The 16295-nt window shown below is 58.8% G+C and carries 8 protein-coding genes; 3 read left to right on the top strand and 5 right to left on the bottom strand.

From position 1 onward, the window contains the following. The coding region (locus EKH80_RS23135) for an IS3 family transposase (RefSeq protein WP_148110432.1) at positions 1–202 on the top strand (202 nt) is incomplete at its 5' end. 85 nt (positions 203–287) lie between these two features. Here the strand turns inward: EKH80_RS23135 and EKH80_RS23130 are convergent. From EKH80_RS23130 to EKH80_RS23110, 4 genes are all read right to left on the bottom strand, one after another. Continuing rightward, entirely contained in the window at positions 288–827 is a 540-nt protein-coding gene (locus EKH80_RS23130) for a hypothetical protein (protein WP_126687167.1), read from the bottom strand. A 461-nt stretch (positions 828–1288) separates the two neighbouring features. Beyond that, entirely contained in the window at positions 1289–1708 is a 420-nt protein-coding gene (locus EKH80_RS23120; RefSeq protein WP_126687166.1) for a hypothetical protein, read from the bottom strand. Beyond that, on the bottom strand, positions 1705–7017 hold the full coding sequence (locus EKH80_RS23115) for an RHS repeat-associated core domain-containing protein (RefSeq protein WP_126687165.1): 5313 nt from the start codon (positions 7015–7017) through the stop codon (positions 1705–1707). Before EKH80_RS23115 ends, EKH80_RS23120 begins: the two co-directional genes overlap by 4 nt. A gap of 63 nt (positions 7018–7080) precedes the next feature. Beyond that, positions 7081–13761, bottom strand: coding sequence for an IPT/TIG domain-containing protein (locus EKH80_RS23110; protein WP_158628931.1), 6681 nt, complete (start codon positions 13759–13761; stop codon positions 7081–7083). A gap of 431 nt (positions 13762–14192) precedes the next feature. Here EKH80_RS23110 and EKH80_RS24310 point away from each other — a divergent pair, with 431 nt between their 5' ends. Both EKH80_RS24310 and EKH80_RS23100 read left to right on the top strand, forming a co-directional pair. Further along, on the top strand, positions 14193–14657 hold the full coding sequence (locus tag EKH80_RS24310; RefSeq protein ID WP_230473899.1) for a hypothetical protein: 465 nt from the start codon (positions 14193–14195) through the stop codon (positions 14655–14657). A 22-nt stretch (positions 14658–14679) separates the two neighbouring features. Next, positions 14680–15744: a cytochrome-c peroxidase gene (locus tag EKH80_RS23100; protein ID WP_230473898.1), complete on the top strand. Its 1065-nt coding sequence runs from the start codon at positions 14680–14682 to the stop codon at positions 15742–15744. 7 nt (positions 15745–15751) lie between these two features. Here EKH80_RS23100 and EKH80_RS23095 read toward each other — a convergent pair whose 3' ends face one another. Then, entirely contained in the window at positions 15752–16045 is a 294-nt protein-coding gene (locus EKH80_RS23095; RefSeq protein WP_126687163.1) for a hypothetical protein, read from the bottom strand. Positions 16046–16295: the final 250 nt, after the last annotated feature.

The raw sequence follows: 16295 nt of genomic DNA, 5'->3' as shown, positions 1-16295 counted from the left end.
TTACGACAATGCGGTAATGGAAAGCTTCTTCAGCTCGCTCAAGCAGGAGCTGATACACCACGAACGCTTCGAGGATCGTGATGCGGCCAGAGCTGCGATCTTCGAATACATCGAGAGCTTCTATAACCGACAACGACTACATAGCAGCTTGGGCTACCGCTCACCCGAAGCTTTCGAGAGAATGGCTGAGGTGACTAATTAAACTGTCCGTGGAAACGGGACCAGTCCAACCTGGCCCCGTTGTTAACCTCGCCCCGTTGTTGCCCCGAATGCCTCCCTGGGGCCAATCAGAATCTCCTATCTCTAGCCTCGAACGCTACGCCAAATTTACTTGAATTTGCTTCAACCAATCTGGCTAAAACTTCTATTCCAGAGATAGAACCTGAGAATTCGATCAACTTTTTATTGCACCCATCATATAGACACAAGATTCCACCATTACCCGACGAACTCATATAAATAGCTGTTTTCACAATATAAAATGGAATCACTCTAACGCCCATAATGCTACTTATTACAGCACCGTTCTCATTTATGGTTACAACAAACGATTTCAAATATTTATAGCCGTACAAAAACAATATTGTGCTTGACAAACCGCAGGCGATGAATATCGCAAGAACGACACCTGATGGCTTTGATTTAGCCACCACATAGATAAAGGCCACCGCCACAGTTGGAATAAAAGAAAAGACAAGTAAAACCCTAAGAAGCGCAGACCGATAACGAAACTCATCGATTAATCCCGCCACCTCCTTACCTCGTGCAAACGTCAAAATGATCAACAAGGTAAGCGAAGTCAGTATATAAACAATAGCGGTTTTCATGTATTACTGCTCCTCAACTCAGTTTGAGCCTGCCTGCGCGTCTTCGGCCATGGCGTAAGGGGTTGATACTGCCCCGACCATAAGCCCACCAAATGCAGCGGCCCCTTTCTCACCCAAGGCGACCTGGACATCCACTATTTGTCCCGATTTGAAAGGCATTAGGGACACTCACTATTTGAACAGCAAAGAGGGATTTCGTGGATGTCCCAATATGTCCACGCCCAAGCCTTCCTGTGCTCGTAGGAGCGACCGCTATACGTGTCCTCGCCGCAGAGGAAGGCTCGGCGCACGCAGCGCGAAACGCAGTGAAAGAAACCGCCAGACGCTGGATCGACGATTTGATGGCGGGGGTACGTCATGGCCCCACGCTACTCCCCGCCGCGAGCCGCCCATATCAGTCATTGGCGCACATGCTCGTCAGCGAAGGAGCATTTCATGGGTGTCCCAGATCCCATCTTGTTTCATGGGTGTCCCAGATCCCGCAGATCCCGCTTGTGACACTGATGTACCAAAGCATAAGACATTGCCACTGAAAGCAATGCAAACTCATCCTTAGCGCTCTGTGGCTCCGACCACTCAGTGCCGATGAACATTAAATCCGCTTTGCCGTTGTCCTTCGATTGAACATAAACGCGAACATCTTTTAGCGACCCTTGGAATTGAACGTGAAGTTCGAAACGTCCATACTCCATGCCAACTATAGAGGCATTTGGGAGAGATGAAACTGCACTTCTTATGCAGGTCTCGTAGTTTTCGGATGGTATCGATATTTCAGCTTTTTGCACCCAACGATGATTATCGTTACAGCCCGCACCCAAAGACAGTAAAACAATTGTCATGAAAGCACAAATCAATTTCATTGAAGCGCGGATATTGTTCACTGAGATGCCCCCATTTGCTTAATGAGATGCGATGGAAAGATAGTGTCGGGCACGTTCGGTATTTCCGCTTTCTTGAGAATTCCCTCAGCAATTACCGCACAATTTCTGCTATACGCCTTAAAATCTCCTGGATTTTTAAACAAGCGATTAATCTCTCCGGTAGCCATGATTGCTTGTATCGGAGTCACTTCAAATGTCATCGTCTGGATAGGCGTACCCTCATCAATGTCCATTGTTCCATCTGTGGGAAACCCAAGCGCCGAGAAAATTGGTGGATCGGTACTGTAGAAGCCAACGGATTGCTTATCACCAATGCCAATGCCAACGTGTCCATAGAAAACTGATGAATCACTAAAATAATTGAGGTTAATTGGTACTGTGTAGCCGGGTTCTGGTGAGAAAGGACCAACCGGCACCCAGGTAGGTGGCATTAACCCAACTGGATCAATTCGATTTATCGGATTTCCAGCCACATAGGCGTAGAAGCTCAATTGCCCCCCTCCAAATGTGATCGGATCCTCACTAATAAAACTATCCATCATTGGGCTATAGTAACGGGCCCGATAGTAATAGAGTCCCGCGGTGTCGACTTCTCTTCCCGTGTACTGGTACGGATTTGTAAATCCTGTCGTCGTGTCGCTTGACGTCACGTTCCCATACGGATCATAGCTATATTTCTGCTTAATCGCCCCCGACGAATCAGCCAATGCGATCGTGCTGTTGATTTGATCGGTCACGAGGTAGGTCCTACCCGTCACATCATTGCGGGCAAACCGCTCGTCAACCCCTAGCCCGACCAGAATCGGATTGAACGTGCTGCCTTGGGTTTCTTGTACCGTATTGTTCCCATCATAAAGGAACTGCGTCGCCACTCCTTGAACCGTCTTGCTGCTACGGCGCCCCAGCGCGTCATAACTGTAGCTCAACTGAGCAGTGCTGCCCTGGCTAACCTGTACCAGCTGATTGCGCGCATTCCACGAATACGTATTCGTGCCATCGCTGGTCAGGTTGCCATTGGCGTCATAGCTCAGCACCTGCCCATTGAAGCCCGTCTCCCGATCATTGAGGTCAAACGTCGCCGGCTGCACGGTCGCCATCGGCAACACGTCCGTGGCGAAGCTACCGCCTTTGCTGGTGATGCGCCCATCGGCGTCATAGCCGTAGGTCAGATTGCCCAACGCGGTGCCGTTGCCCTGGGCATAGGTCAAGCCGGTCAGTTGACTCGCTATGTCATAGCCGTAGTTGACCGTGATGCCATTCGGTAGCGTGAGCGTGGTCCGACGATTGTCGGCGTCATACGCCAACTGCACCGTTTCGCTGCCCTGTGTGATCGCGGTCAGGTGATTGGCGTTGTCATAGGTGTAGTTGGCGATCGCTTGCGCCGCGACAGTCATGCTGGTGCGCCGGCCAGCCGCGTCGTAGGTGTAGCTGATGCTTCCTTGCGGCCCGCTGGTGCTCGTCACCCGGTCGAGGCCGTCGTAGCCCCAGTTCAACGTCCCGCTGCTGGAGTCGACAAGGCTGGTCAAACGATTGCCGCCATCGTAATTGGCCTGGATACCTGACCCATCGGCATAGGACACCAAACTCTTGCGATTGAGCGCGTCGTAGCTGATGTCCGTGACCTGCTTCTTGCGATCGGTATGGGTGAGCACATTCCCCATGCCATCGTAGGTCCACGACTCGTCCTGTTTCATCGCATCGGTGCGGGTGACCAGGCGGTTACGATTGTCGTAAGTGTTCTGGATGACGCCGGCATTGGGCAGCGTAACGCTCAACAGGTTGCCATTGCCGTCATACTTCTGTGCCGTCGTCTGGTTAAGCGCATCCGTGGTCGCGATGACGCGATCATTCGTGTCGTACTGGGCCAGGGTGACATTGCCCAGCGCATCGCGGGTGGCAATACGACGCCCCAGCGTGTCCACCACGAAGATGGTGGTGCGATTGAGCGGGTCGGTAACGCTCTGCAGGTCATAGCCCTGGTACGCATAGTGGGTCGTATTGCCCAAGGCATCGGTGATCGCCGTGGGTTGACCGGCCGCATTGCACTGAATGGTCGTGCCGTGCCCCAGCGCGTCCGTGATCTGCGTCAGACAGCCGTTGGTGTAGCTGAAGTGCGTCGTGTGCCCGAGCGGGTCCGTCGCCGACGCGAGCTGGCTGTAGTCGCTGGTGTACGTGAAATTGCTGGTGACCGCATTGGGTGTGCCGTTCAGTCGCGTGGCCTGCAAGATGTTGCCGATCGCATCCTCGGTAAAGCCGGTCGTGCGACCCAGCGCATCGGTCACGAAGTCGAGCTGGCCGGTGGACTCGCGCTTGTACGTCGTCGTCTGCGCCAACGCGGTGCCGTAGGCTTGCGTGATGCTGGATGGGTAACTGCTAGCCGGATCGAACGCCACCTGCTTCTGGTTGCCATTCGGATCGGTCACCAGGGTCGCCGTGACGTCGTTGTTGCTGTCGGTCGCATACGCAAACTGGTAGGACGTGTTGTCCGCATAGGTTTGTTTGGTCACGCGGCCGTTGGCGTCATACTGGTTGGTCACCCAGACGTGGCCTCGCCGGTCCTGCATGGTGAGCAGATGGTTGTTGCTATCGTAGGTATATTGCTCGGTGGTCTGGTCCGGGTATGTCACGGTCGACAGCGTGCCGGCGCCGTTGTAGGCGTAGCCCACCGTACGGCCGCTGCTGTCCACCGCGCTGCTGACTCGATTGCTGCTGTCGTAGTTGAAGGTGATGGTGCGGCCACTGGGCGAGATCGCCTGTTCCAGCAAACCGCCGTTGTAGGTGAACTGCAGCTGGTTGCCGAAGCGATCCTGCACCCACGACAGGCTATTGGGAACGTGGCGCGTAAAGGCGTACTGCGTCCCGTCGTTCATCGTGACGATCCAGTGGGCGCCCAGCGGGGTGTTGTCGTATTCGAACTGCAGCGTTGCGCCGTAGTACGGCGAGTCACTGCTCGTGTGCGTCCAGAGCGTGCCGGCCGAAAACGGCCAGGTGGCCGGGCCGTTGGCGATATCGAAGTTGATGCCTTCGCCGCACGGCAACACCATCTGCACGGTATTGAAGGTGGAGCCGTTGTTGGTCGGGCTGCCGGCCAGGTGCATGCCAAAATTGCTGTTGCCGCCGATGCCGAACATCTGCGAGGCGGTGCTGGCGGAGTTGTACGTGCGCGTCAGGGTCAACGGTAGGATGTCGCGGATGGCCAGGTCGTTCCATTCATGGAACAGGATGCCGGTCTGCAGGTCGATCGGTTGGGCGATCGTCGCATTGCAGATCTTCATCCCCGTGCCTGTGGCCGCGTTACTCGTCGACGCGCCAGCCCCCAAGGCCATCGTCAGTGCGACACCCGGATCCGGCGCAAGATGCCTGGTATCCGCCGTGACATGACCGGCGCCGTACATCTGCCAGCCCTCCTGAGCGCTGTAGGTCCAGAAGTCCGCGGCCGTGCTAGCTTTAACCTTGCCGTAGTTCGGGTACACCACGCGGATGCCCTTGGCTGCTTCCGGCGTCAGCCCCTGCACCACCGCATCGCCCGGCTGCAGGGTGAAGTACATCGGGAAGTTGTCCGGCAGCGGAAACGGCGCGTGGTCCACCGGCGTGGGCACCAGCGCGATATGCGTCAGGACATGGCCGTTATGGTCTTTGAACACCGCACCAGCCGGCACATGCAACTCCAGGCCCGGCATGTCCGGATGGGTGAGCACCACTTCGCGCGTGGTGGGCGCTGGCAGCGCAATCTCGTCGCGCGGCAGGATGCGCGGCAGGTACATCACGAACGGCAGATGCGTGATGGCTTTCGCCTTGACATCCGCGCCCACCACGAAGCGGCCGTACGTCACGTCGCCATGACTGGCCGGTTCGCCATTGACGAACACTTCCTGGCGTCCCGCCGACAAGGCTTTGAGTACGAAGACGCCCTGCGCATCCGTCTTCACGACTTGATCGCCCACACTCACCGCCACATTGGCCACGGGCGCTTCATCGATCTGGCGCACCTGACCGATCAAGGCCGTGGTGCCTGGGGGCAAGGTGGTCTCTAGCGCATGCGTATCGGGCACATGCTGGTAGTTCGCATAGACGCGCCAATGGGCGCCGGTCGCATCCGGCGCATTGTTCTGCCCCGGATAGAACGCCCCGTCACGCACAAAACCACGAGCACGGCACAGTTGATCACCCGTGCATGATGCATGGCCGCCACCTGCCATCACGGTGAGCGGTGGCAGCGACGATCCGGATGAAACATCCGCACCCGGTGCGGGACGCGCCCCCTGCCCGGCCAACACCACGCCCATGACATCGTGGCTGACCGTGGTAAAGCCCACGGCGGCATAAGGCACGCTATCGCCCGTGGCCGTGTGCAGCCCCTTGATGAACAAGGTGTAGCGTGAACCCGGATACAGGTCGTCCGGCAGTTGCACAAACGCAAGACGTCCGCCTTCGGCACCCACCACATGGACCGGCACCTGGCCTTCCGGGCCTAGCAAGGTCACGGTGTGCTCGCGCAATTGCTGCAGATCGACCGGTGCGGCAAAGCGGACCACCAAGGGACCGTGGATCGACGTGGCAGCGTTGTTCTGACCGGGCAAGGTGGCGGCAATGAGTGGCACCGCAGATGGGGCCGGCGTCGCCACCGTGCGCATATGCGAGGAACCGGGCTCGTACTGCCATGCGGTCCGCACGGGCAGACCGTGCGGATCGACACCACCTTCGATCATCACCGAACCATCACCCTGCAAGGTCGCGACGGCTTCCAGGCGCGAAACCAGCCGATCACCCAACGGGATCGACTGGCGCCGTTGCGATTGCCACAACACCGTGGCATTCGCCACCCCGTCGGACGTCCAGCCGCCGGTCATCAACAGGTTGCCATCGCTCAACACCGTCAACGTGTGGCCGGCCCGAATCGGGAGGCCCAACGCGCCCGTGCGCGTGAATTGCCGGGTGGTCGGGTTGAACCATTCCCCATTGTTCAGCACATGGCCTTGCACATCGATGCCGCCCCATAGCAGCACTTCGCCACCGGGCATAACGGTAACGGAGCCGAAGCGGCGGGGTTCGGGGAGTGGCACGAACTGGCGTGCGCGACCATCGCGCAAATACGCTATACCTTGAGCGCCATGCACTTCGAGCGTACGGCCGTCTGGCAATAGCGTCGCGCTGATCTCGGCGGATGCGGGTAAGAGGTAGGTGTGATCCGCACTGCGGACGCGTTCCGGCGAAGTGGCCGGCGGCATCGCAAGCGCAAAGGCGCTAAGCAGCGCGATACCAACCAGACTTCCCAGCCCTGTGCGTCCGATGGTCCTTTCCGATGTCATGTTCCCTTCCTCAAAGACATTTTGCTGCGATCCCCAAAGCTTCCGTTTCGTCGACATGGCGGACTAATGCGGTGGAATCGTCAATTGCGCTGTGGCCGGCGTACCGTCGGCGGTATAGGCAATCACGGTATAGGTTCCGGCTGCGGGCAAGCCCGGCAGCGTTAGCGAGCCCGAACTGGTCGCATTGGTGGTCGCGTAGTAGTTGGTCGTGGTGATCGCGCCCGTGTCCGGGCGATACACGTAGATGGTCACCGGCTGCCCCGTGGGTGCCGTCGTACTGACGCCAGTCAGGTTGAGAATCACGTTTTGGCCCAGGCTGCCATTGAACGTCAAGCGTTCCACTTGACCACTACCCAAGGTAATCGACGCCGGACTATTGACCGCCAACACGGGGCCGACGACGTCCTGGGTAAGCTGCGCAGTGAAGCTTGGCGTACCACCCCAGGCGGGGGAAACCACAACCGTATACGTGCCCGCTGCCAGATTCCATAAAGGTTGCCGACAACTCGAGCCTGGATTGCTGTTGTAGCAAAGATAGCTGGCGATATTGGTACCGCTCGGGTCGGTAATATTGACCGTAAAACCGTTGGTACTACTGCCGGGCACATTGATATTGCTCAGCGTCAGCTCCTGGTTGTCGCCCAGGTTGGCCTGGAAAGTGAAGTACGCGTTTTCGCCAGCCGTGCTTGCGGCAAAAGCTTGTGTCGGCCCATTGCTCACCATGTTGCCTGTCGCGCCCGGATACAACGTCAACTGTGCGGTGGCCGGTGTTCCGTAGTAGGTGTACACCATGGCCGTGTAAGTACCGCTGGCCGGCAGATTCTTCAGGTTCAGCGTGATTGAGCCACCGGTGTAGGTATAGGTGTAGTAATTGTTCGCCGTGATCGCGCCGGTGTCCGGGCGATAGATATACACATAGACGTTCTGCCCTGTCGGCAAGGTCGTGCTAACACCCGACAAGGTCAGCGCCACCGTATCGCCGACGTTCGCATTGAAGGTCAGCCGCTGCACTTGGCCGGAGCCCAAGTTGATGGTCGCAGGGGTGCTCATCGTAAGGGATGGCCCTACGACATCCTGGGCAAGCTGCGCGGTGAAGCTTGGGGCTCCCCCCGAGACGGGCGAAACCACGACCGAATAGGTGCCCGCTGCCAGATTCCACAACGGTTGCCGACAACTCGATCCCGGATCGGCGTTGTTGCAGTTGTAGCTGGCGACGAAAGTGCCGCCTGGGCCGGTGATATTGACCGCAACACTGTTGGTGGAACTGCCAGCAACGTTGATGTTGTTGAGCGTCAGCTCCTGGTTGTCGCCTAGTTGGGCATTGAAGGTGAAATATACGTTTTCACCGGCGGTACTCGCCGCAAAGGACTGCGTGGTTCCATTGCTCACCACGTTGCCTGTCGCTCCCGGATACAACGCCAACTGCGCCGTGGCCGGAGTGCCGTAAGCAGTAGATACCACTACCGTGTAAGTACCGGTGGCCGGCAGATTCTGCAGGTTGAAGGTGGCGGAGCCTCCGGTGTAGGTATACGTGTAGTAATTGTTAGTCGTGATCGGGCCGGTATCCGGGCGATAGATATTCACATACACGTACTGCCCGGCCGGCGAGCTTGAGCTTGCCCCGGACAAGGCTAGCGCCACGGTGTCACCGACGTTCGCATTGAACGTCAACCGCTGCACTTGGCCGGCCCCCAGGTTGATGCTCGCGGGGGTACTCATGGACAGGGTTGGTCCGACGACATCCTGGGTAAGCTGCGCGTTGAAGCTCATCACGCCACCCCACGTCGGAAGCACGACCACGGAATACGTGCCCGCGGTCAGATTCCAGAGTGGCTGGCGGCAACTTGCGCCGGGATTGGATGCGTAGCAGGTAAAATAGGCGACGTTGGTGCCGTTCGGGTCATAAACGTTAACGGTGAACCCGTTATTGCTCGATCCCGCTACGTTGATATTGCTCAGCGTCAGTTCCTGGTTGTCACCCAGGTTGGCGTGGAAGGTGAAGTATGCGTTTTGGCCCGTCGTGCTCGCGGTAAAGGATTGTGCTGCCGCATTGCTCACCAAGGATCCTGTCGCACCCGAGTACAGGGCGAGCTGCGCAGTGGCCGGGGTGCCGTAGGCGGTATACACCACTACTGTGTAGGTTCCACTAGCCGGCAGATTCGGCAGGTTGAAGGTGGCTGACCCTCCCGTATAGGTATAGGTGTAGTAGTTGCCTGGAGCGATCGCGCCGGTGTCTGGCCGATAGATGTTCACGTATACGTACTGCCCCGCCGGCGAGGTCGCGCTCACTCCTGACACGTTCAATGCTACGGTGTCACCAACATTGGCATGGAAGGTCAGCCGCTGGACTTGCCCCGCACTCAGGGTGACGGGCGTTGACGTACCGGCCACCAGGGCCGGCCCCACGACGTCCGGTTCGACTTGGGCGTTGAAGCTCACTGTCCCGCCCCAATTCGGGCTCACAACCACGGTGTAGGTTCCAGCGGTCAGATTCCACAAAGCCTGACGACAACTTGCGCCCGGATTCGATGCATAACAGGGATAGCTGGCTACGTTCGCGCCAGTCGGGTCGCTAACGTTGACGTAGAACCCGTTAAGGCTGGCTCCCGCCACGTTGATGTTGCTCAAGGTCAACTCAAGATTGTCGCCTTGATTGGCGTTGAACGTCATAGTGACGTTCTGGCCTGCTGCCGAAGCGTTCTCGCTTTGCACCGCGCCCGTTGTCGGCAGCGTGGGTGTTCCATAGACAGGCGGAGGTCCGGCTGTATCCGACGTTACGCTCAATGCTGCCGCAACAGACGTCCCCGGGGTGGGCGCAACGATGACGGTATACGCGCCGCTGATGGGTAGGCTGGACAAATTGGCCGTCTGTGCGCTCGTTGCACTGAACGTCATATAGGTGGGTGTATTCACCGTGATCGCCCCGGCATCCGGGCGATACACCAGGAAGGACACCGGAAAGCCCGATGGCGTGCTCGTCACACCCGACACGCCCAGTGCCACCGTATCACCCGCATTGGCATTGAACGTGTAGCGCCCCACTTGCCCCAAGCCCAGCGCGATGTTCGCCGTACCTCCGGTCGCTATCGCCGGACCGACGATGTCATCCTGCAGCGTCGCGCTAAAGCCGATCAAGCCGCCATAGTTGGGGGTCACCACGACCGAGTAGGTGCCGGCCGCCATGTACCACAGATGCTGCAGGCAATTGGCGCCTGCCACCCCCGTAGAACACGCAAAACCCACCACTTGGGTACCCGTGCTGTTGTAAACGGAGACATAGAACTGATTGCTCGAAGCCCCCGTCAGGGACAGGTTATTGAGCAGCAGCTCAAGGTTTTCACCCTGCGTGGCCGTGAACGACAGATAGATGTTTTCGCCCGCAACGTTCGCCGCATAGTTCTGCGGCACACTCGTGGTGGTTGCCGTACCCGTTTCGCCGCCGATCACGCTCAATTGCGCACTCGCCGGAAAGCCGACAGCGGGCGAAACGATCACCGTGTAGGTACCGCTGACTGGCAGGTTCGGCAGATTGACCGTCTGCGTGCCAGCAACATTGAACGACGTATAGGCCGCTGTATTCACCGTAATCGAGCCAGCATCCGGGCGATACACCAGGAACGATACGGACGGGCCTGCCGGCGTGGTCGTTGCGCCCGACACGTTCAATGCCAGGGTATCCCCCGCATTGGCATGGAAGGTGTAGCGCTCGACCTGTCCCGCACCCAGCGTGATATTCGCCGTACCGCCGGTCGCAATCGTCGGACCGATGAGGTCGTCCTGCAGCCTTGCACTAAAACCGATTACGCCGTCGCCGCTAGGGGGCGCCACCACCGAATAGGTTCCGGCCGGCAAATTCCATAGATGCTGAAGGCAGCTCGTGTTTGACGGATAACACCAAAAACTCGTCACCACGCCGCCGGTACTGTTGTACACGTTGACATAGAAGCCGTTGGCGGAACTCCCTGTGCCCGTCACGTTATTGAACAGCAACTCCAGGTTTTCGCCCTGCGTGGCGGTGAACGACAGGTAGATGTTTTGGGCCGAAACCTTGCCCGTGAAACTTTGCGCGGCAGCTGTGGTGGACAGGGTGCCGGTCGCGCCCCCGATCACACTCAATTGGGCGCTCGCCGGCAGGCCATAGGACGGCGCAACGATCACCGTGTAGGTACCGCTGACTGGCAGGTTCGGCAGATTGACCGTCAGCGCGCCGCTCGCCCTGAACCAAGTGTAGGCGGGCGTGTTCAGCGTGATCGCACCGGCATCCGGGCGATACACCAGGAACGCTACCGGCGGACCCGACGGCGTGGTCGTTGCACCCGACACGTTCAAGGCCACCGTATCGCCCGCATTGGCATTGAAGGTGTAGCGCTCGACTTGCCCGGCAGCCAGCGTGATGTTCGCCGTACTGCCAGTCGCTATCGCCGGACCGATGATGTCGTCCTGCAGCTTGGCATTGAAACCAATTACGCCGTCGCCGTTAGGGGTCGCCACCACCGAATAGGTACCGGCCGGCAAATGCCACAGAGCCTGCAGGCAGCTTGAACCCGCTGTCGATGGATAGCAAAAGAAATTTGTTACCTGGCCACCCGTGCTGTTGAACACGCCGACGTTGAAGCCATTGGCGGAACTCCCTGTTCCGGTCACATTGCTAAGCAGCAACTCCAGGTTTTCGTCCTGCGTGGCGGTGAACGACAGATAGATGTTTTGCGCCGAAACGCTGCCCGTGAAACTTTGCGACGCGCTCGTGGTGGACAGGGTTCCCGTCGCGCCCCCGATCACACTCAGTTGCGTACTCGTCGGCAAGCCTGCGTAGGGCACGACGATCACGGTGTAGGTACCGCTGACCGGCAAGTTCGGCAGATTGACGGTTTGGGCGCCGGCTGGGCTGAGCGATGTGTAGGCTGGCGTGCTCAACGTGATCGCACCGGCGTCCGGGCGATACACCAGGAACTGCACCGGAAGTCCGTTTGGCGTGGTGGTAACACCCCCTACGTTGAGGGCCAAGGTATCGCCGGCATTGGCATTGAACGTAAGGCGCTCGACCTGCCCTGCTGCAAGCGTAATGCTCGCCGTGCCGTTGGTCGAAACCGTTGGACCGACGATGTCATCCTGCAACAGGGCATTGAAGCCGATCACCCCGCCATAGACGGGCGTCGCTACCACTGAATAGGTACCCGCTGGCAGATACCACAGATGCTGAAGGCAACTGGCGCCTGCGGTTGCCGGGGAGCACCAGAAGTTCGTCACCTGAGCGCCTGAACCGTTGTAGACATAGACCAGGAAACTGTTGCTGGAGGCTCCCGTCAAGGTGATGTGGTTGAACGACAGCTCCAGGTTTTCACCCTGGGTGGCCGTGAACGACAGGTAGACGTTCTGCCCCGGCACGTTGGCGGTGTAGGCATGCGGAGTCGCACTTAAGGTGCCTCCAACACCTGGCGCGATTTGCACCTGGGTATTGACCGTTACGCCATTGCTCGGCGCGACAACAACTTGATAGGTGCCAGGCACCACCAAGTTGCCGAGATTGATGACACCTGTCGTGCTGGTGGTCGCGCTGGTGTAGCTCACGCCAGTGGGTGTGTAAACGGTATAAGTGACCGTGTTGCCAGGCGGGTTGGTGCTGAGGGTATTGATCTGGAAAGCCAGGTTTTGCCCGGTCGAAGCGTAGAACAGCAGACGCTTGGTCTGCCCAGGCACGGCCGTCACAACGGTGGCCGCTATGTTGGTAGCCAGCAAAGAATCTTCTTCTACGCCCAGCGCCATTTGCGCACTGCCGCCACTGGGCTGGACGAGCACCAAATAGGTGGCGCCGCCCAGCAGGTGCGGCAGATGGATGGAGGGCGACGTGGATGACACTGTGCCCTGTTGCACGACGCCATTGCCAGGGGCATACACCGTGTAGTTGATGGTGCTGGCCGACGTGGTGATGCCGGTAGCCTGCAGGCTGACCCAGCCGCTTTGCGATGTGGTGAACGTGACCGCCGCAACCTGGCCCGAAGCAATATTGAGGTTGACACTTCCCCCGTTGACGGCGGCAACGTTGCTGCTCGCCACACTGGATGCACTCACACTACTGGGCAACACGATGACCGGCATCGTGCTGGTGGCCGAGCCGTAAGGCGTCGCCACGGTGACGTAGCCGGTGGCCGCGTTGCTAGGCACTACATACTGCAACTGCGTGTCCGACACCGAAGATAGAGCTGAAATGGCGCGCCCACCCGTCTCTACCGTGGTATAGCCCGCCATCGGGTCAAGATGAGTGCCCGTGACCGTGACCGTACTTCCCACCGATACGAGTTGCGGACTGACCTGCGTGATCGTGGGCGGCACACCGGTATCGTCGATCACGAACGGTGTTGCGCTCGTTGCCTTCTGGGTGCCCACCGTCACGCTGATGGGGCCCGTTGTCGCGCCACTGGGAACACTTGTCACCAATTGCGTCGATGAAGCGGAAAGGACGCTCGCTACGGTTCCATTGAAGCTGACCGTGTCGTTGGCCGCGTTGCTGTCGAAACCTTGGCCTTGGAGGGTAACTTGCGCTCCCGCCTCGCCGTGCGTGGGTGTGAATGCAAAGATGGCCAGCTGCCCCGGAGACAAGGGGGCACCAATCTGGCTGGTATGGCCGAGCGTGTTGTAGCTGTACTGGACACTGGTACCGTTGCTCGCGGTAACCGCGACCACCCTTCCGTTGGCGTCGTAGACGTAACTGGTGGATTGTGCGCTGGCTTCGCCGAGCCCAAGCATGGAGCAACACAGCAGCCAAAAGGCCCAGATGAGTAGGTGTCGTCCTGGTCGGTGCAGCTCTCTCAAGCCAGTTTCACGGGTTCGGCCCTTGACTGCTCCGCAGTACTGCGACTCCATACGCACGTCCCTTATGCCATCCACTCACGAACGGCTGGCTTGATCTAACGCGATGCCCCTAGATGGGTGCCCCTTGCCCGCGTCGGGGGGATGTGAGGCGGGCATGATGATGTATATACCATCACAAATTGGCGTGACGATTTTGTGAAGAAGTCGACTGTAGCCACAACCTCCATCGATAGGCTTTAATGCGCGCCGGAAGTGGATAAAGGCGATGGGACCCCGTCCCTCGCCTGTTCACAGGGCAGTGTTATTTCTTTACGAGGGAACCCATGATTCGGTCGGGATGGATGGTTTGCGTGGCTGGGCTAGCCATGACTTTAGCGGGATGCCATCAGCCGGCATCCAACGGAAACAGTTCGAACACGGCCGCCTCGACGCCCGCCGGCCCCGCCAAGCCGGCGGCCACCGCGGACGAAAACACCTGGGGCACCTATCTTGCCGAGCAAGGCAAGCTGCACGGCAAAGATGTCGGCATGAAGCCCTACATCTATGTCATCCCAGGCGGCGATAGCGTAACGGCCAATGCCCGGCGCCAGAACGAAATCGATTCGATCGTGCATGGCATCGGTCCGATCCTGATGCCGGGCGGCATGCTGATCCTGGGTGGCCCGGACGCCAAGCAGACAACAGCATTCATCACGAACCTGTCCACCCAACTCAAGGGCGATGTCATGAAAGGCATCGTCGTGATGGTGGTAAGCGAGGCGTCCGAGCAAGCGGCCGATACCGCGGCGCTCAAGTCCAGTGGCGCCACCGTGCGTTTTATCACCATGTAATTCAGCCGGTACGGATCACGCCGTGTCGGTGCCACCGACATCACGACTCTTTCGCCGCATTGGGCTGATCGCCTTGCTCGGGTGCCTGGTCGCGGGCGCCATCGTTGTCGGCCATCAATCGGGGCGTCAGCCTGATCCGCAGACGCTGCTCACCCAGCGCATCGCTCTGGGCAAGCAGCTTTTCAACGATGCGCATCTCAGTGCCGACGGCACGATCCGTTGCGCGTCGTGCCACATCCCCGAAAAAGGCTATACCGATGGGCGACGCGTGGCAGTTGGTGTGGGAGGACACACGGGGACACGCAATACACCGAGCTTGATGACGCTTGCAGAGGCCCAGGAAACTGCCTTCTTCTGGGACGGTCGGCGTAGCGCCCTGAATCAAGCCGTGCTCGATCCGCTGACCAATCCGGTTGAAATGGGGTTGCGTGACCAGGCGGAATTGCTTCAGCACGTGCAGCAAGATCCGACCTATGCTCCGGCTTTTACGCGCGCTTTTCCCGACACCAAGCCAGCCATCTCATCCGAACATATAGCCGCGGCGCTGGTGGTGTATGTTCGATCCTTGCGTTCGCCTGAGAGCGCCTACGATCGCTACGCCGCCCATAGCGACAAGACAGCACTAAGCCCACGAGCTCTCTTGGGTCTTGCCATCTTCCAAGGCAAAGGACGTTGCGCCGAATGCCACCGATTGGAAGGCGCTCCTGCCACGTTGACGGACCATGCCTATCACCGAACGGGCGTAGGTCTGGATGCCATTGCGGCGAACTTGCCGACCCTCACCGAGGAAGTCATCAAGCGCTCCCTGCGAGATGGCGCGATTGGCAATCGCGTTGCCACCCATGCCGACGAAGCGCAACTGGGACGCTTCAATGTCACGCAAGACCCTGCCGACATCGGCTTGTTCCGAACGCCGTCCCTACGCAACGTGTCGCAGACTGCGCCCTACATGCACGATGGAAGCGTGGCCACCCTGGACGATGCGATCGACCGCGAGGTTTATTACCGTAGCCTGCAGGCGGGCCACCCCCTGCAGCTCACTGTCGAGGAAAGAGCAAATTTGAAGGCCTTCCTTCAAACGCTCTAATCATCGATCAGCCATGGCCTTGGATGAGGCGGCCAAGCGGAGCCAGCGGGACCAAGGGCATCAGCTCGTAAGTGTGTAGCCCCTCCACGACGAACGGCAGCGAATCCAGCGTCGCCCTGGCGTCGTCAAGGGATTCCACGTTCATCAGAAAGATGGGGCCGATCTTTTCGCGGAACCAGAACTGCTCGATCTTGCCGTCGAGATACAGCTGCAGTGTGTGCGGTGCTTCATGCGGGATGTACTTTTCAAACTGCTCCGGTGTCCAGGCAGCGGTTTTGGTGGCGATGGCCATGACTTTCATGGGGATTTCCCAGATAGGTGGTTTGCAGAATCGGGGTGTGAAGTTCGGACTGGAACGGGATTGATGGGTTCAAGGCGAGGTGAAAAAACTAGCCTGACACAGCTCCCTCCCCTGTTTGCACAGGGGAGGGTTGGGGTGGGGTTGCGCGAGCTTGCTGTCGTGGTCAAGGTTTTTCGGACACCCCGATAGGGCATATCAGGCGAGGCAGCGCTCGTACTCGTTGGGCGAACGATAGCCTAAGGTGGAGTGA

It is taken from the genome of Dyella choica, assembly GCF_003977665.1.
Lineage (GTDB): Bacteria > Pseudomonadota > Gammaproteobacteria > Xanthomonadales > Rhodanobacteraceae > Dyella_B > Dyella_B choica.
This window is presented reverse-complemented; position numbering and strand designations above follow the sequence as displayed.

Bases quoted from the DNA above. Each gene is read 5' to 3' on its own strand.
- EKH80_RS23095 (WP_126687163.1), bottom strand. From the start codon at position 16,045: ATGAAAGTCATGGCCATCGCCACCAAAACCGCTGCCTGGACACCGGAG.
- EKH80_RS23115 (WP_126687165.1), bottom strand. From the start codon at position 7,017: ATGACATCGGAAAGGACCATCGGACGCACAGGGCTGGGAAGTCTGGTT.
- EKH80_RS24310 (WP_230473899.1), top strand. From the start codon at position 14,193: ATGACTTTAGCGGGATGCCATCAGCCGGCATCCAACGGAAACAGTTCG.
- EKH80_RS23130 (WP_126687167.1), bottom strand. From the start codon at position 827: ATGAAAACCGCTATTGTTTATATACTGACTTCGCTTACCTTGTTGATC.
- EKH80_RS23110 (WP_158628931.1), bottom strand. From the start codon at position 13,761: ATGCTTGGGCTCGGCGAAGCCAGCGCACAATCCACCAGTTACGTCTAC.